Here is a 17,259-nt window from a genome sequence, read left to right on the forward strand (position 1 = left end):
CGGTCGTTCTGGCCACGACCCACAGATGGGACAGCCCCCGTGATGAGATAACCATGTCGGACCGGGATGAACTCATGAGATAATCTCAGCAATGAGTATCGACCGCGCCGACCTGACCGCCATCTCCGCCTTTGCCGCCGTCGCCCGCCATCGCAGTTTCCGGCGGGCGGCGGACGAACTCGGCGTGTCGTCTTCGGCGCTCAGCCATCTGCTGCGCGGGCTGGAGGCGCGGCTGGGCGTGCGGCTGTTGAACCGGACCACCCGCAGCGTGTCGCCGACCGAGGCCGGCGAGCGGCTGCTGGCACGGGTGGCGCCGGCCTTGGAGACGATCGGCGAGGGGCTGGGTGAGGCGCGGGCGGCGGCGCAGCGTCCTGCGGGCCGGTTGCGGCTGAACGTGGCCCATCCGGCGGCGCATACCGTGCTGGCGCCCCTGTTCGGGGCATTTCGGACCGCCTGCCCCGATGTGCATCTTGAGATCGTGGTCGATGACGGGCTGGTCGATGTGGTGGCCGACGGCTTCGATGCCGGCATCCGGCTGGGTGAGCGGCTGGCTCAGGACATGGTGGCGGTGCCGCTGGGGCCGCCGGTACGCTCGGCGGTGGTGGTGTCGCCCGATCATCTGGCCGCAACTGGTCGACCGATCATACCGGGCGATCTGGCGGGGCGCGACTGCATCCGCTATCGCTTCCCGTCGGGGCGCCATTACGCCTGGGAGTTCGAAAAGGATGGCCGCGAGGTCAGCGTCGATGTCGATGGCCCGATGACTCTGGGCGACCAGTTTCTGATCCTGGCCGCCGCCCGCGCCGGCATCGGCTTCGGCTATGTCTTCGAGGCCATGGCCGAAGCCGACCTCGCGGCCGGCCGGCTGGTGCGGGTGCTCGACGACTGGTGCCCGCCCTTTCCCGGCTTTTTCCTGTATCACCCAACGGCACGCGCCATGCCGCCGGCGCTGAGGGCCTTCGTCGATCTGGCGCGGCGGGCGGGCTAGCGCGCGCCGCCGCCGCGGACCACCGCGCCGACCGTGCGGCCCAGAATCACCAGATCCAGCCAGACCGACCAGTTCCGGATATAGAAACTGTCCAGGGCCTGCTGTGCGTCGAGATCACCGTCGGAGCGGACCGAGACCTGCCACAGACCGGTGATGCCGGGGCGCACGCTGCCGCGCAGCCGCCGGAAGGGCTCGTCGAAGGCGGCCAGATGATAGGCGGGGAACGGACGGGGGCCCACGACGCTCATCTCGCCGGTCAGCACGTTCAGCAATTGCGGCAACTCGTCCATGCTGGTCCGGCGCAGGATGCCGCCCACCACCGGCAGCACCCGCGGGTCGCGTTTCAGCTTATAGAACCGGCGCCATTCCTCGGCGGCGGCGGGGTCGGCCTCCAGATGGGCGGCAAGCCGGGCATCGGCGTCGCGATACATGGTGCGCAGCTTCAGCACCCGGATGGTGCGGCCGGATTTGCCGCCACGTTCCTGAACGAAGAAGGCGGGGCCGGGATCGGCGATCTTCACCGCCAGCGCCGCAAGCCCGATGATCGGCAGCGCCGGGATCAGCGCCAGAATGGCGATGATGTGATCGAGCACCCGCTTGGTGTGGCGCTTGCGCGGCTCCAGCATGCCACGGCTGATCTCGATGCCGATCCGGCCGCCAAGCTCGCGGGTGCGGGTGGCGAGGCTGGGCAGGCCGTCGACCTCCAGCCTGAGCAGCACGCGCGGGAAATCCAGCGACCAGGTCAGCGCCGGCGCCTGATCGAGCGCCGACGGCGCCAGACAGACGATGGCGGTGTCGATGCCCTGGGCGCGCGCGCGGGCAACCGTCACCTGCGGCAGGCCGGCATCGCCCCCGGCATCCGCCCCGGTCTCGGAGGATGCCTGATCCTTCAGGCGCACCGCCGGAATGAAGCCCAGCGCCGGATCGGAGCGCAGCCGCACCGACAGGTCGCGCACCGCGTGGCCGCTGCCATACAGCGCCACCTTGCGGCCCCAGCGGCCGATGCGGATCAGCCGGCCGATCACCAATGCCTCGGTGATCGGCAGGACGATCAGCGCCAGAAGCCAGGCGATGGCGGCCAGGCCCCGCGACCATTCATGGCCCTGAAGCACGTAATCCCACGACGCCAGCAACAGGAAGCCGATCACCGTGGTGAGGCTGCGCCGTCGCAGCCGGTCGGGTGCCGGCAGGCCGTCGCCGGGATAGAGCCCGGCCGCGAGCCAGGCGAGCGGCATCAGCATCAGGGCGATCGCCACGCCGCGATAAATCTCGGTGGTGATGATCACCGGCAGCAGATCGGCGAGCGCCAGACGCAGGCCCAGGGCGATCGCCAGCAGGATCTGCAGCATGATCAGATCGGTCAGGGCCAGCGCGATGCCGGCGGTCCGGCGACTGTCCTTGTGCCGGCCGGCCTTGGCGCCGTCTTCCGGAACGGCGGCGGTGCCCGGGGGGGCTGCCTGATCGGTCATGGTCTGCTCCGCCATCTGCTGATCTCTGGCGTCTTCCGGCATTCTGATCCTCCGTCCGGCCACCATCGCGGCGCCATATTGCGCTGGCCGCCGCCCGCCGCCAACCCCCGGATATTGAAGCGGTGGCGGTGTCATGTCGTGGCGTGCCCGGGCACGGCCGCAGCACGGGAACCAAACCCCTGAACAGGTGGTTGTGAGCTCGCTGTGACCGGGCATTCTGACCCGAAGTTGTAATGGCTCGATCACAGCGCCGACGCGTGGGCCGTGCTAAACAGCAGCCAACGCCCGGGTGACCAGTCCTGGGGGGCATGATCCGGCAGGGCGACCGTGCGAGATAATTTCAAGTTGAAAAATCGTGCTACAGCTAGCCAAATGACTGAACAGGCCAGTTGGACGGACGGTACGATGTCAGCGCTGCACAATGTGCCGCAAGACCGCGGGGCGGTCGCGGGACGATCGATGGCGAGGGGCAGCGGCCCACACGGTCGGACGGGGGAAACCAGTCCCATGTTGGAAATGCATCGCGTGCGGCTTTTCGCCCGGGCGGGCGGCGTTGGCGGCAGTGCCCGGCCGGGTATGGGCGCCATCGTGGTCCTTGGCGGGCCCGACGACATGTCGGCGCTGGCCGAAGGACTGGACGAACCGGCAACGACCATCGCGGCGGTGATGCCGTCGCTGAAGGCCGATGCGCAGATCGAAATGTGGCGCGATGGCATCCGCCAGCCGGTCGACGGCACCGGATTGCTGGCGGCGGCCCATGTTCTGCTGGGGCGCGACGGCCGTGGCCCGATGCGTTTCGAAGTCGATGGCGGCGTGGTGCCTGTCGTGCGCGAGGCCGATGGCCGGCTGCGCTATCGGGCATCGTTGTCGCGTGATCTGGTGGGCGATTTCGGTGGCGCCGAGGTGCTGGACGCGATGGGCGTGCCCAGCGGCCGGATCGCCGATGGCCTGCCATTCGGTCTGGCCTCGGCCGGCCGCACGACCCTGTTGCTGCCGATCGCCGATGCGGCCACCTTGCGGGCCCTGCGTCCCGCCTTCACCCCGCTTGCCGGCTGGAGCGCCGGTCACGGCGCCGCATCGGTGCTGGCCTATGCCCCCACCGATGGCGGCGTCGATTTCGCGGCGCGGCTGTTCGATCCGCTGGCCGGCCGGACCGAGGAAGCACCCGGCCCCACCGTTGTCGCGGCCCTGGTCGGCGCGCTGGCCCGCAGCGGCGCCGAGGCCCGGCTGCGGCCCGTGGTGGTTTCGGAAGGCCGGCTTCAGGGTCCGGCGGTACGCCTGTACGGTCGCGCCGAACCGGTGATTTCAGACGTCGCGGCGGGTGGCCGCACTGGTACCCGGCCGGGCGCGAAGGCCCACCCTTGTCTGAAGGTCTGGGTGGGCGGCGACGTTCGTCATATGGGCTTCACGGCCATCGATCGGGCACCGCAGCTTGCCACCTCGCGGGAGATCGGCGAGGACTGGCGTCTGGGCGCCTGATCTGCAATCACTGCAGCGCATCCCTTGCACGTCACCCGGTGGTTACCGATAGTACCGAACCGGGACAGGAACCACGGGCGCGGGCCGACCGGCTTCGCCACGGGGTCGGGAGCGGTGCAGGGATGGCATGATGTCGGAGCGGAAGTTTGCGCAGGGGCCGGGTGCGCGGGGCCAGGATGCACAGGAGGTGGGCCGGCGGCTGGCGCATCGGTGCGCGCTGCTGGCGGTTGTGGTGACCATGCTGGCCCCGGCGGGCCTGGCCGGCACTGCCGCATGGGCCTGGACGCCGCCGCAAGGCTATGCGACGGCGGCGCATGCCTGGGAAGCCGGCGATTATGCGACCGCCCGTCCGCTGTTCGAACGTCTGGCCCGGGCCGGTGATGCCCGCGCGGCGTTTTATGCCGGGGTGATGGCCGAACAGGGCCAGGGCGCCGCCGCCGACCCGGTGGCGGCGGCCGGCTGGTACCGGGCGGCGGCGGCGGCCGGCCATGTCCGTGCCGCCTTCAATCTGGCGCGGCTTCTGGAGGACGGGGTGCCGCCGGCTCTGGCGGCCGATCCGGCGCAGGCCGCGCGCTCTTACGCGCAGGCGGCGGCCGGCGGGATCGTTGCCGCCGATACGGCACTGGCGCTGATGCAGTTGAACGGCCGGGCCGGTCCGGTGGATGCGCCGGCGGCTCAGGCGCGGTTGCGGCGGGCGGCCGCGACCGGCGATGGCGCTGCCGATCATGCGCTGGCGCTGCGCGCGCTGGCCGGTGACCCGCCGGATATGGTCGAGGCGCTGGCGCGAGCGCGGCGCGCATCGTTGCGCGACCATCAGCCGGCCGGCGCGCTGGTCGACAGGCTGAACGCCGCAGCCGATCCGGCGCTGAGTGCCGCAGCCGATGCCCGCATGGCCACCCTGGACCAGCCCGCCGGCGCCAGCCAGCCGGCGACTGAGGCCCATACCCAGAGCCCGCCGGCGACTGAGGTCTATATCCAGCCCACTGGCGACTGAGGCGCATACACGTTACTCGCGTGTTATCGCCGACGCTGACCGCGCCGTTGTGGTCTGCTAGGCTTGGCAATGACGGACCGGAAAAGGCGCAGCCCTGCGAGCCGGTCATGGGACGGCTTGATGGCGGGATGGGTATGGCGGCTGTTGACGGTACATCTGAAGTTCTGATCATCGAAGACGACGCCCTGCTGGCGCGCCTGTATGTCGAACAGCTACGCATGGCCGGCATCGCCGCGACCGCCGTCGGCACCGCGGCCGCGGCGTTCGAACGGATGACCCATACCGCGCCTGCGCTGGTGCTGCTGGATCTGACGCTGCCCGACGCCAACGGGCTGGACATTCTGGCCGATCTGCGCCATCGGGGCCGGGGCTGCGACGTGGTGGTGGTAACGGCGCACGGATCGGTGAATGTGGCGGTCGAGGCGATGCGCGCCGGCGCCCATGATTTCCTGGTCAAGCCATTCGCGCCTGAGCGGCTGGTGGTGACGGTGCGCAACGCCCTGGCGCTGGGCACGCTGGCGCGGCTGGTCGACCGCATCGGCGAACGGGCGTCTTATTGCGGCATGATCGGCCGGTCGCTGGTGATGCAGGGTGTCTATCGGATCATCGAGGGCGCGTCGCAGAGCCGGGCATCGGTGTTCATCACCGGTGAAAGCGGCACCGGCAAGGAACTGGCGGCCGAGGCCCTGCACACCCGCAGTCCGCGTGCGGCCGGACCGTTCGTGGCCCTGAACTGCGCCGCCATCCCGCGCGATCTGATGGAAAGCGAGATCTTCGGCCATGTCCGCGGTGCCTTTACCGGCGCGCATGCCGATCGCGAGGGTGCTGCGATGCGGGCTCATGGCGGCACGCTGTTCCTCGACGAAGTCTGCGAGATGGACCTGGCCCTGCAGGGCAAGCTGTTGCGATTTCTGCAGACCGGCAGTGTCCAGAAGGTCGGCTCGGGCACGACGGAGCGGGTTGATATCCGCGTCGTTTCCGCCACGAACCGCGACCCGTTGACGGAAGTGGATGCCGGGCGGTTCCGCGAGGATCTGTATTACCGCCTGCATGTGGTGCCGATCCATCTGCCGCCATTGCGGGAGCGCGGCGACGACGTGCTGCTGATCGCACGGCATCTGCTGGGCGAACTGACCACACTTGAGGGCAAGCGGTTCAAAGGCATCGAACCTGCGGCCGAGGCGGCGCTGACGGCCTATCGGTGGCCGGGCAATATCCGCCAGCTCTATAACGTGCTGCACGGCGCCATCGTGCTGAACGACGGCGAGATGCTGACCCTGGAGATGTTGCCGGCGGTGGTGCGCGAGGCTGAAAGCCAGGCCGTGGCACCCGCCGCAGCGTCACGGCCCATCGATCCCGCGGCGCCGGCCGCGATCGAGCCGCCGCCGCTGCTGGATTTCGAGCCGGTCGACGATGATGACGACGAGGCGGACGAACTGCTCGCCGGCAGCGGCACCCGCATCATACCGCTCTGGCGGGTGGAACGTGCGGCGATCGAGCGCGCGATCCGGATCTGCGACGGCAATGTACCGCGGGCGGCGGCGCTGCTGGGGATCAGCGCCTCCACCATCTATCGCAAGCGTCAGAGCTGGGCTGTGGCCGATGTCGATGGAACCACCGCCGAGATGTAGGCACCGTGCAGGATGCGGGCGCCGCCTGTGCGGCAGCCGGCGGGCGGCCTCAGCCGCCGCGCAGGCCGTTGAGGCAGCGCGGCCGGCCAAGCGGTGCGCCGCTGGCGCGGGCAAAATCGTATGCGGTGCGCATCGCGGCTGCCGCCGCGACCAGGATTTCGGTCGCCAGCATTGCCGTGCCGCCGCCGGCAAGCAGCACGTCCGCAGGGATCGCCGGGAAGGGCGTCAGCACCGGGGCTGATGGCGTGGGCGCGATCGGGCTTCCGAACGGGTCGCGGGTCTGGGCCGGCAGGCAGATGACATGGGCGATTTCCGCGAACAGCGTGCAGGCCAGTTCGGTCAGGCCCGGCGCATCACGGTGGCCGGTCAACGGCTGATCGAGCATCAGGTCGACCCGGCGGCGGCCGTTCGCGGCCATCGCGTCGGCAGCCTCCCGGAGGGCACCGGCACTGGCACTGCCACCACGGACGCTGTCACGGCCGCCGGCCGCGACGGGGGTGGCCGAGGCGCCGGCGGATGCCTGTTCCAGCACCGCCATCAACCCGGCGGTGTCGATCCGGTCGGCGGCTGCGTGCAGCATGCGGACCATGGTGCGCGGCGACACGCCCGGATCCTCGACCGTCGGCAGTGGCCGGCCGGGGGCACCGTTGCCGAGGGCCGCCATGCGCGCGCCGATGGCAACCAGCCCGGCGATCAACCCCAGCGCCGACAGGGTGGGAGCGACCCCATGTTCGGCCGGCAGCGATAGCTGCCAGCAGGCATCGGCGCCGATCGTCTCGTGGATCTGGCCGCTGGCCGACAGGTCCAGCACCGCGACCGACCGGGCGCCGCCCTGACGGAGCAGGTGCGGCATCGCTCTGGCGTCGATCGCCTCGCCGGCTTCGGGCACGAGGATCGCCATGTCGATCGGCAGGTATGGCCGGGCGCCGTCGGCCAGCGGCCGCACCAGAACGTCGATGCCATAGCACAGCCGCCAGATGTCGGCGGCGGCCGACACGGCCGGCATCAAGGCGGCTGCGGCGCCGATCGCGACGCGGCCATGAATGCCGGCGCCGACGGCGGCCGGCAATGGCGCGCGCACAGGCGACACCAGACCGGCACCCAGCCGCACGGCTTCGCCCAGGCGGGCCAGATCTGTCTGGGTCATGGTCTCTCCTGGCCGCGGCATTGGCGGCACGTTGACGGGGGCCGCGGCCGGCGTCAGGCGGCGGGTGATGATCCGCCCGCAATCATCCATCACGCGCACGCGATCGGTGGACAGGGTTGCGATGTCGCCGGGCCGCAGGATCACGGCCGATTGCAGAGTGCCGGTCAACAGGCGGTCGTCGCTGGCGATGAAGCCGGCATGGTCACCGGCGGCCAGCGTCAGGCCCGATGCGCCCCGGGCGACGAACATCCGGCGCGGGTCGTCGTCCATCAGAAGGGTGAAGGACATATCGCCGCCCACCCGGTCGAGCAGGCGGCGCAGGGCCAGGTCAGGCCCGACATTGTCCTCGATGTCGCGCAACAGCCGGTTCAGCGCGCTGCCCGGTTCAGGGCGGCGGCGGCGGGCGATGTTTCCACAGCCGAAGCCCAATCCCGCCAGTGCCACCGCCGGCCCCACCACGCCCAGGGTGGCCGCCCCCAGCCGCAGCAGGCGGGCATCCGGCGGCAGGCAGGCACCGGTCGCCGCCCCATCGGTCGCCGCCCCACCCTCCGCCGCCCTCTCGGGCGGCATATGGTTGGCCTGGATCGGGCCGGGCGGGGCGATCAACATGGACGGCATACCCCGCACCCCGGCTGCCGCCGGGCCGATGGCGGCGAGGCCGGCCGCCGCCTCGCGGGTTGCAAGCATACGGGTGTCGCGCCGGGTCGTGCGGGTCGGGTCCAACTGATCCAGTGCAGAATGCAAACGGTCACCAACCGGTTTGCCATTCAGAATGCCGATCAATGCGCTCATCTGCCGCTTTGCCTCAACTCTTGCCAGACCGGAACGGTCGGTTCGGAGGCTTCGTAGCAAGGCTCGTGCCAAACGCATCGATCTCTATGGGACGATATCCGCCACCGAATTCACCCGCCGGTGTAATCGACACGCCAAAGCGTGTCGCCGGTGTCATCGGCGATCAGCAGCGCGCCATCGGGGGTAACCGCAACCCCCGCTGGCCGGCCCCATACCGAGGCCGCCGAGCCACCTGTGCCACCGCCGGTCCGGAAGCCCGAGGCAAAGACTTCATAGGCCTCGCCATCGGGCCGTCCTTCGTCGGTGAAGGGAACGAAGGCGACCAGATAGCCCCGCGGATCTGCCGCATTCCAGGACCCGCGCAGGGCGATGAAGGCGCCGCCCCTGTATCGTTCCGGGAATGTTGTGCCATCGTAGAACGTCAATCCGATCGGTGCGGAATGCGCGTGGAATCGCAAATCGGGAGCGACCAGCCGATCGAGCCGGCTCTGGGCGCGGTCTTCATAGCCCGGCTGGACAATCGCCCGGCCATCGGCGCCCGCCCAGCCATAGGGCCAGCCATAGAAGCCACCCTCCGTCACCCGGGCCAGATAATCGGGCACCAGCGCGTCGCCAAGGCCGTCACGTTCGTTGACCACGGTCCACAGCGCGCCGGTTTCCGGATGGATCGCCAGACCCACCGGGTTGCGCAGGCCGGTGGCGAAGCTGGTGCCGGCGGCGCCCGGGCGGTCGAAGCGCTGGATGGTGGCGCGGGGTTCGGGTTCGATGCCGATATTGCCGCGCGACCCGATCGAGACCCAGAAACCCTCGGTCTCGGGATCGAGCGCCAGCCCGCGGGTTGAATGGCCGCTGGCGCTGCCCAGCGCATCGGGCGGGGTCATCGCCTCGGGCTCGGCCGTGATCCGCCGGTCGCCCGGCTGATAGGCGTATCGCCAGACCCCGCGAGTATCGGCGACCCACAGCGCGCCCTCGCGCAGGCCCAGACCATAGGGCGTCGACAGGCCGTCGACCAGGGTCTCGCGGATGTCCGCGCGACCGTCATCATCGGTGTCGCGCAACAGGGTGATCTGCCCGGCCCGGCTTTCGGCCAGCAGCACATCGCCATTGGGCGCCACCAGCAACTGGCGGGGATGGCTGAGGTCGCCGGCGAACAGGGTGGCGCGGAAGCCGTCGGGCAGGCGCGGTGCCGCACCCTCGGGCCGGCTGATCCGATCGGGCGAATTTGCCGGGCTCGGGGCATCGCCGGGCGCGGGCAGGGCTGTCGGATCGACCACCAGCCGCGTGCCGGGGGCCGGATCGTCGGCTGGCGGTGTGGTCAGGGCGTCGGCGGCAAGTGCCGCGCCGGGTGCGGCGGCCATCAGCAGCGTGGCCAGAATCCGGCGCAGCGTCGCCGTCCGCGCGGGTGGTTGGATGAACAACGGGTTGGCGGTCATGACAGGCAGCGTCTCCGTGATCGGCCCCGGCCGGGCAGTGCCCCTGGCCGGGTGCCGATCACGGGCCGGAACCCTGGATCGCGCCCCCCCCCGGGGGTCGCCTCAGCCGGCGGCGGCATAGCGGGCGAGGCCCGCATCGAGGTCGGCGATCAGATCCGCCGGATCCTCAAGGCCGGCATGGATGCGCAGCAGGGGCCCGCGATCCTCCCAGTTGCTGCGGGTGGCGGTGCGTGCCCGGCGCGGATCGACCGGCAGCACCAGGCTTTCAAATCCGCCCCACGAGAAGCCCATCTTGAACAGGACCATGTCGTCGACCATCGCCGCGATGCGGGCACGGGGCACCGGCCGGTCGTCGGGCCGCACCAGTTCAATGGCGAACAGACCGCTCGCCCCCTTGAAGTCGCGCAGGAACGCGTCGTGGCCGGGGCAATCGGGCAGGGCGGGATGCAGAACCCGGCTGACCATATCGTGGCCGGCCAGATGACGGGCAAGGGTGAGGCCGGTTTCCTGATGGCGCGCCATGCGCACCGACAGGGTGCGCAGGCCGCGCAGGGCCAGATAGCAGTCGTCGGGGCCGGGCGGCGCGCCGATCTCGCTCGCCGCCTTGCGGATGAAGGGGAAGGCGTCGTCGGTGGCCGACAGAACGCCCAGCATGGCATCGGAATGGCCGACCAGATATTTGGTTCCCGCCTCCATCACCACATCGACGCCCATCGCCAGCGGCTTCAGGTACAGCGGCGTCGCCCAGGAATTGTCCAGCGCGGTGCGCACGCCGGCCGTGCGGGCGGCGGCGATCATCGCCGGCAGGTCGGGGACCTCGAAGGTCAGCGAGCCGGGCGCCTCCAGCATCAGCAGCCTGGTGTTCGGCCGGAACAGCGTGGCGATATCGGCGCCGAGCATCGGGTCGGCATAGGTGACGTCCACCCCATAGCGGCCCAGGAACTGATCGGCCAATGCGCGGGTGGGCTCATAGACGTTGTCGAGCAGCACCACATGGTCGCCGGCGCGGGTGAAGGCGGCCAGCACCGCCATCAGCGCCGTCTTGCCCGACGCCAGCGCCACGCCGCGACGTCCGCCCGCCAGGCTGGCATAGGCATCTTCCAGCGCATGGGTGATGGGCGTGCCATAGCGGCCGTAATAGACCCCGCGTGTGGGGTCGGCCGCGGCCGCGACCATCGCCTCAAGTGTCGGGAACAGAACGGTCGAGGCATGATGGACCGGCGGGTTGACGATGCCGTGATTGGCAAAGGGATCGCGCCCGACATGAACGACGCGGGTGTCTTCCCCGAACCGGCCGCCGGCGCCGTCATGGCCGTCGCCGGCGCTGGCGGATGCGGGCTGCGGCTTGTGGTCGTCGGACATGGGGTGGGGCTCCGGAAACAACTGTGGTCGCGACATGGCCGGTGTCTTGTCCGGCACGCGCGCCGGCGCTGGCGATGCAGCACCGTGGACGGGTGACGCATTTCAGCGCGATCGCGGCCGGGTTGCAACCCGGACTGTGTCCGTCGGGCAACCACAGGGGCGCACGCTTGCATGACGATTGACCGGTGTGCTACGAACGTTCAGGGGAAGATGTGGGAAAGCTGGATGGCGTCCGGGGGGGCGCCACCCGCGGGTCCGGCCGGGAGCACGTGCGGTCGACCGTTTTCCACTCGAAACAAGGCATGCCGGACCTGCCATCATACCGATCGTGGCTGGGGCCATGATACGGGGTGGACACCCTGGAACAGGCTGGCTTGCAGATGAGGGGCTTCGCGATACTCATGTCGATCAAGACCTTTGTGGCGGCACTCGCCGCGACCGTTGCTCTGGGCGCGCTCAGCGCACCCGCCAATGCCGGCGCGACACTCGACGCGATCAAGAAGAACGATACGCTGCGCTGCGGCGTGAACACCGGCCTGCCGGGCTTCTCGGCGCCGGACAGCACCGGTCGCTGGAGCGGCATGGACGCCGATTTCTGCCGTGCTGTCGCCGCGACCATTCTGGGCGACGGCGAGAAGGTCCAGTTCGTGCCGCTGTCGGCGCAGGCGCGGTTCACGGCGTTGCAGTCGGGTGAAATCGATCTGCTGTCGCGTAACAGCACCAACACGCTCACCCGCGACGCGTCGCTGGGCCTGAATTTCATCGGCACCTGGTTCTACGACGGTCAGGGCTTTCTGATCACCAAGGCGGCCGGCGTCGACAGCGCCACCCAGCTCGACGGCGCCACGGTCTGCGTTCAGTCCGGCACCACGACCGAGCTGAATCTCACCGACTATTTCCGCGCCAACGGCATGAGCCTGCAACCGGTGGTGTTCGAGGGCTTCGAGGAGTCGTACAAGGCCTATTTCTCGGGCCGTTGCGATGCCTATACCACGGATATCTCCGGTCTGGCGGCGCTGCGCTCGGTGAATGCGCAGAACCCGGAAGATCACCTGATCCTGCCGGAAGCGATTTCCAAGGAGCCGCTGGCCCCGGCGGTGCGTCGTGGTGACGACGAATATTTCGCCATCGTGAAGTGGGTGCGCAACGCGCTGATCGAGGCCGAGGAATATGGCGTCAGCTCGGAAAACGTCGATGAGCAGAAGGCCTCGTCGGAAAATCCGGTGATCCGCCGCATGCTCGGCACCTCGCCCGGCATGGGCCAGACGCTGGGCCTGGACGACGAATGGGCCTATCGCCCGATCAAGCAGATCGGCAATTACGGCGAGATCTTCGCCCGCAATGTCGGCCCCGGCAGCCCCTTGAAGCTGGAGCGCGGTCTGAACGCGCAGTGGAACAAGGGTGGTGTGCTCTACGCCGACCCGATCCGCTGACGGCCCGATCCTGACGGTCTGAGCGCAGACGCCGGTATCCGGAAGGTTGAGGGGGCGGTGATCATCGATCACGCCCCCTCGATCGTCTGACGGGCCGGCGGGCTGCCCTGGACGCCTTCAGACCTGAACCTCTTCGGAGCAGGCACGCGTCGCCATTGCGGCAGCAGACCGGTCCGCACGGCGTGCGTCTGCGACGCGCGAAGGGCTTTTCCAGTCAATGACAAATGGCAACCGCCGGCCGGGCCCCTCCGCCCCGGTCGCTGTACGACCCAGCCGTTCGTTCCTGAACGATGCCGGTGTGCGCGCGGTGTTGTTCCAGATCCTGGCCATGGCGATGGTGATCGCCGTCGGCTGGTTCCTGGTCGACAACACCCTCTACAATCTCGCCAGCCGCAATATCCAGACCGGGTTCGATTATCTCACCCGCGAGTCCGGCTTTGCGATCGGCGAGACGCTCATTCCCTACAGCGCCACCAGCACCTATGCCACGGCGCTGTGGGTCGGCGTGCTCAACACGCTCAAGGTGTCGCTGATCGGCATCGTGTTCGCCACGCTGATCGGCGTGGTGATCGGTGTCGCGCGCCTGTCCAGCAACTGGCTGCTGGCCCGGCTGGCCACGATCTATGTCGAGTCGCTGCGCAACGTGCCGGTGCTGCTCCAGCTGTTCTTCTGGTACGGGCTGATCACCGAGGTGCTGCCCTCGCCGCGTCAGGCGATGCAGCCGATCGAGGGCGTCTTCCTCAGCAATCGCGGCTTCAAGATGCCGGTGCCGGCCGATCATGCCGCCTGGTGGGCAGCGCTGGTGGCGTTTCTTGTCGCCGTGGTGATCGTGCGTGTGCTGATGATCCGCGCCAACCGCATTCAGGAGCGCACCGGCGAACGGCCGCGCACCCTGCTGCCGGGCCTGGGCCTGCTGATCGGGCTGCCGCTGGTGGCCTGGGCGGTGTTCGGCGCGCCGACAGCACTCGACACGCCGGCGCTGAAGGGCTTCAACTTCGTGGGCGGCCTGTCGGTCTCGCCGGAATTCGCGGCGCTGACCCTGGGGCTCACCCTTTATACCGCGGCCTTCATCGCCGAAACCGTCCGCTCGGGGATCCAGGCGGTCGGCAAGGGGCAATGGGAGGCGGCCGCGGCTCTGGGCCTGAAGCCGGGCGTCACCATGCGGCTGATCATTCTGCCGCAGGCGCTGCGCGTGATCGTGCCCCCCACCACCAGCCAGTTCCTGAACCTGACCAAGAACAGTTCGCTCGCGGTTGCGATCGGCTATCCCGACATCGTCTCGGTGGCCAACACGACCCTGAACCAGACCGGCCAGGCGATCGAGAACATCGCGCTGATCATGCTGGCCTATCTGACCGTCAGCCTGACGATCTCGGCATTCATGAACTGGTACAACAAGCGCATCGCGCTGGTGGAGCGGTAGGCCGATGACAGCCGACACCATACCGGAAAAGAAGATCACGGCCGAACGGCCGCCGGCCGCCACCATTGGCCCCATCGCCTGGATCCGGGCCAATCTGTTCAACACCTGGTACAACGCGCTGCTGACGGTGCTGATCCTGTGGGGGATCGTCTCGTGGGTGCCGCCGCTGGTGAACTGGGCGTTCATCGACGCGGTCTGGGGCCGCGTCAGCCCCGATGTCTGCCGGGCGGCGGAAGGCGCCTGCTGGGCCTTCATCCGCGAGAAATACCGGCTGATCCTGTTCGGCACCTATCCTTACGAGCAGCAGTGGCGGCCTTTCGTGTCGATCCTGCTGTTCGTGACCCTGGTCGGCGTCAGCGGCTATCGCCGGCTGTGGAGCCGGGTGCTGGTCTATATCTGGGCCGGTGCGATGCTGGCGATCTGCACGCTGATGTGGGGCGGCGTGCTGGGCCTGCCGCTGGTCGAGACCCGACTGTGGGGCGGGTTGATGATCACGCTGGTGCTGGCGGTGTTCGGCTGCGGCGTGGCGTTTCCGATCGCGGTGCTGCTGGCACTGGGCCGACGATCGAACCTGCCGATCATCCGGGCGATCTCGGTGACCTATGTCGAGCTGATCCGCGGCGTGCCGCTGGTGACGCTGCTGTTCATGGCATCGGTGATGATCCCGCTGTTCCTGCCGGAAGGCATGAACATCAACAAGCTGCTGCGCGCGCAGATCGCGATCATCATGTTCGCCGCCGCCTATCTGGCCGAAGTGGTCCGTGGCGGTCTTCAGGCGATCCCGAAGGGGCAGTATGAGGCGGCGGATGCGCTGGGGCTGGGCTACTGGCAGAAGATGCGGCTGATCATTCTGCCGCAGGCGCTGAAGATCAGCATTCCGTCGACGGTCAATTCGTTCCTGTCGACCCTGAAGGACACCTCGCTGGTCGTGATCATCGGCATCTTCGATCTGATGCTGGCGACGCGGGCCGCGTTGAACGATGCGCCGTGGCGGACCTATTTCGCCGAGGCCTATGTCTTTGCGGCGCTGATCTATTTCGTCATCTGCTTCTCGATCTCGCGGTACAGCCAGTGGCTGGAGCGTTATCTCGGCCGCAGCGCCCATCGCTGAGAAGGGCCCATCGCTGAGAAGGGTATGTCATCATGACCATGACCACCGAACACACGGAAGCCCAGGCCCAGCGCATGGCATCCGCCGCTGGCGCCGAAACCATCATCGGCATGGACGGCGTCAACAAGTGGTTCGGCCAGTTCCACGTGCTGAAGGACATCAATCTGCATGTGGCGCGCGGCGAGCGCATCGTGATCTGCGGACCGTCAGGGTCGGGCAAGTCGACCATGATCCGCTGCATCAACCGCCTGGAAGAGCACCAGAAGGGCAGCATCGTCGTCAACGGCGTCGAATTGTCCAATGACGTCAAGGCGGTGGAGAACATCCGCCGCGAAGTCGGCATGGTGTTTCAGCACTTCAACCTGTTCCCGCATCTGACGGTGCTGGAAAACCTCACTCTGGCGCCGCTCTGGGTGCACAAGGTGCCGCGCAGGCAGGCCGAAGCCACGGCCATGTCCTATCTTGAACGGGTGCGGATCCCCGATCAGGCGAAGAAATATCCCGGCCAGTTGTCGGGCGGGCAGCAGCAGCGCGTGGCCATCGCCCGGTCGCTATGCACCAACCCCAAGGTGATGCTGTTCGACGAGCCCACCTCGGCGCTGGACCCCGAGATGATCAAGGAAGTGCTCGATGTGATGATCGAGCTGGCGGAAACCGGCATGACCATGCTCTGCGTCACCCATGAAATGGGCTTTGCCCGCACGGTCGCCGACCGGGTGATCTTCATGGATCAGGGCGAGATCGTCGAAGAGAACGTGCCGGAGGAATTCTTCCTCAACCCGCAGAACGAACGCACCCGCGCCTTCCTGGGCCAGATCCTGCATCACTGACCGCTCCCGTTCCCGCTCGCGATCCGGTCTTGGCCGTCATCATCACGCCCGGCGCCCTTTCAAACGGGGCGCCGGGTTCTTTATGGCGCCCGGCCGGTTCTCGTCTGTCAGCGATGCTTGATCCGGCACCGGCCTTCAGGCGATACTGCCACCATGCGCGCTTTGGTTGATATACAGCCGGCTGAGCCCGGCCGCGATGCCGATGCCCTGGCGGTTCCGCCCGGCGTCGGCCGCTTCACCCGGCATTGGTTCCGCCCCGATGCCGGACCGCTGCTTCACGGCCTGCCGCATCTGCATCTGCAATGCTGGCCGGGTGGCGATCCGGCCGGCCGGGTGCTGCTGCTGACCCATGGCACCGGCTATTGCGGCGCGACCCTGGAACCGGTGGCCCTGCGGCTTCAGGGGCTGGCGCGTGAGGTGTGGAGCTTCGACCGGCGTGGCCACGGCCTGTCGGGGCGCACCCCCGGCGATTACGGCTTCCTGGCCTTCACCCGCGACCTGATCGCGCTGGCCGATGCCCGCGGCTGGCGGGACATCGACGTGGTGGCGCATTCGGCCGGATCGACCGACGTTCTGCTGGCGGCGGCCTTGCGGCCCGACATCTTCCGGCGGATCGTGTCGATCGAGCCGACGGTTTCCGATCCCGGTGCACCGATCGATCCGGCCCCTGGCACCGAGCCGTCACCTGGCGGGCTGGCATTCGGACGCATGCTGGTGGAATCCGCCGGCCGCAGGCGGGCACGTTTCGCCGACCGTGCTGCCGCTCATGCCCGGTTCTCCACCCGCCCACCCTTCGACGTGGTCCTGCCTGATGCGCTGGATCTGTATCTGGACTGGGGGTTCCGGCGCGCGGGCGATGAACTGATCCTGGCCTGCGAGCCCACGACCGAGGCCGACATTCTGGGGCCGATCGCCTGCGCCATGGGTGGCATCGACAGCGGCGATCCGGCGGGCGACCCGTTCCGGCTGCTGACCAGTCAGGCGGTGCCGGTGATGGTGGCGCGCACCGCCCGCTCGCATCCGGTGTTCCAGGAGATGGCGGCGATCGCCGCCCGCCACATGCCCGGCACCCGCGGCTTCGTCACCCTCGACAGCGCCCATCTGGCACCGATGGAAGCGCCGGACCAGGTCGCGGACCTGGCCCGGTCATTTCTCTATACCTGATGC

General features: G+C 68.8%; 13 protein-coding genes. 9 read left to right on the forward strand and 4 right to left on the reverse strand.

Features of this window, described 5'->3' with window-relative positions; translation table 11 throughout:
* Positions 1-91: 91 nt before the first annotated feature.
* The gene (locus WG924_RS20435) at positions 92-988 is read left to right on the forward strand and encodes a LysR family transcriptional regulator (protein ID WP_345934946.1); all 897 of its coding nucleotides are present in this window, start codon (positions 92-94) and stop codon (positions 986-988) included.
* Here the strand turns inward: WG924_RS20435 and WG924_RS20440 are convergent.
* Positions 985-2,472 (reverse strand): exopolysaccharide biosynthesis polyprenyl glycosylphosphotransferase, encoded by a 1,488-nt coding sequence (locus tag WG924_RS20440; protein ID WP_345934947.1) that lies wholly within the window; start codon positions 2,470-2,472, stop codon positions 985-987. The two genes, WG924_RS20435 and WG924_RS20440, sit on opposite strands and share 4 nt — an antisense overlap.
* Positions 2,473-2,964: 492 nt before the next feature.
* Here WG924_RS20440 and WG924_RS20445 point away from each other — a divergent pair, with 492 nt between their 5' ends.
* The 3 genes from WG924_RS20445 (at position 2,965) to WG924_RS20455 (ending at position 6,561) form a co-directional block, all read left to right on the forward strand.
* The gene (locus WG924_RS20445) at positions 2,965-3,936 is read left to right on the forward strand and encodes a hypothetical protein (RefSeq protein WP_345934948.1); all 972 of its coding nucleotides are present in this window, start codon (positions 2,965-2,967) and stop codon (positions 3,934-3,936) included.
* Between the two features lie 130 nt (positions 3,937-4,066).
* Positions 4,067-4,930 carry a hypothetical protein gene (locus WG924_RS20450; RefSeq protein WP_345934949.1) on the forward strand — a complete coding sequence of 288 codons (864 nt, stop codon included), beginning with the start codon at positions 4,067-4,069 and terminating at the stop codon, positions 4,928-4,930.
* Between the two features lie 134 nt (positions 4,931-5,064).
* Positions 5,065-6,561 carry a sigma-54-dependent transcriptional regulator gene (locus tag WG924_RS20455; protein ID WP_345934950.1) on the forward strand — a complete coding sequence of 499 codons (1,497 nt, stop codon included), beginning with the start codon at positions 5,065-5,067 and terminating at the stop codon, positions 6,559-6,561.
* Positions 6,562-6,610: 49 nt separating this feature from the next.
* Here the strand turns inward: WG924_RS20455 and WG924_RS20460 are convergent, their stop codons facing one another.
* From WG924_RS20460 to metC, 3 genes are all read right to left on the reverse strand, one after another.
* The gene (locus WG924_RS20460; RefSeq protein ID WP_345934951.1) at positions 6,611-8,500 is read right to left on the reverse strand and encodes a hypothetical protein; all 1,890 of its coding nucleotides are present in this window, start codon (positions 8,498-8,500) and stop codon (positions 6,611-6,613) included.
* 110 nt (positions 8,501-8,610) lie between these two features.
* A complete protein-coding gene (locus WG924_RS20465; RefSeq protein WP_345934952.1) occupies positions 8,611-9,933 on the reverse strand; it encodes a PQQ-dependent sugar dehydrogenase in 1,323 nt (440 codons plus the stop codon).
* A 102-nt stretch (positions 9,934-10,035) separates the two neighbouring features.
* On the reverse strand, positions 10,036-11,295 hold the full coding sequence (gene metC, locus WG924_RS20470) for a cystathionine beta-lyase (protein ID WP_345934953.1): 1,260 nt from the start codon (positions 11,293-11,295) through the stop codon (positions 10,036-10,038).
* 401 nt (positions 11,296-11,696) lie between these two features.
* On the opposite strand from metC, the gene WG924_RS20475 reads away from it, so the two are divergent.
* The 5 genes from WG924_RS20475 (at position 11,697) to WG924_RS20495 (ending at position 17,256) form a co-directional block, all read left to right on the forward strand.
* Positions 11,697-12,728, forward strand: coding sequence for an amino acid ABC transporter substrate-binding protein (locus WG924_RS20475; protein ID WP_345934954.1), 1,032 nt, complete (start codon positions 11,697-11,699; stop codon positions 12,726-12,728).
* A 217-nt stretch (positions 12,729-12,945) separates the two neighbouring features.
* Positions 12,946-14,151, forward strand: a complete 1,206-nt coding sequence (locus tag WG924_RS20480; RefSeq protein ID WP_345934955.1) for an amino acid ABC transporter permease — start codon at positions 12,946-12,948, stop codon at positions 14,149-14,151.
* A gap of 4 nt (positions 14,152-14,155) precedes the next feature.
* Entirely contained in the window at positions 14,156-15,262 is a 1,107-nt protein-coding gene (locus WG924_RS20485; RefSeq protein WP_345934956.1) for an amino acid ABC transporter permease, read from the forward strand.
* A gap of 74 nt (positions 15,263-15,336) precedes the next feature.
* Positions 15,337-16,092, forward strand: a complete 756-nt coding sequence (locus tag WG924_RS20490; protein WP_345935078.1) for an amino acid ABC transporter ATP-binding protein — start codon at positions 15,337-15,339, stop codon at positions 16,090-16,092.
* Positions 16,093-16,245: 153 nt separating this feature from the next.
* Positions 16,246-17,256, forward strand: coding sequence for an alpha/beta fold hydrolase (locus WG924_RS20495; RefSeq protein ID WP_345934957.1), 1,011 nt, complete (start codon positions 16,246-16,248; stop codon positions 17,254-17,256).
* Positions 17,257-17,259: the final 3 nt, after the last annotated feature.

The sequence above is a fragment of the Tistrella arctica genome, from assembly GCF_039630945.1.
In the GTDB taxonomy this organism is placed as follows: Bacteria; Pseudomonadota; Alphaproteobacteria; order Tistrellales; family Tistrellaceae; genus Tistrella; species Tistrella bauzanensis.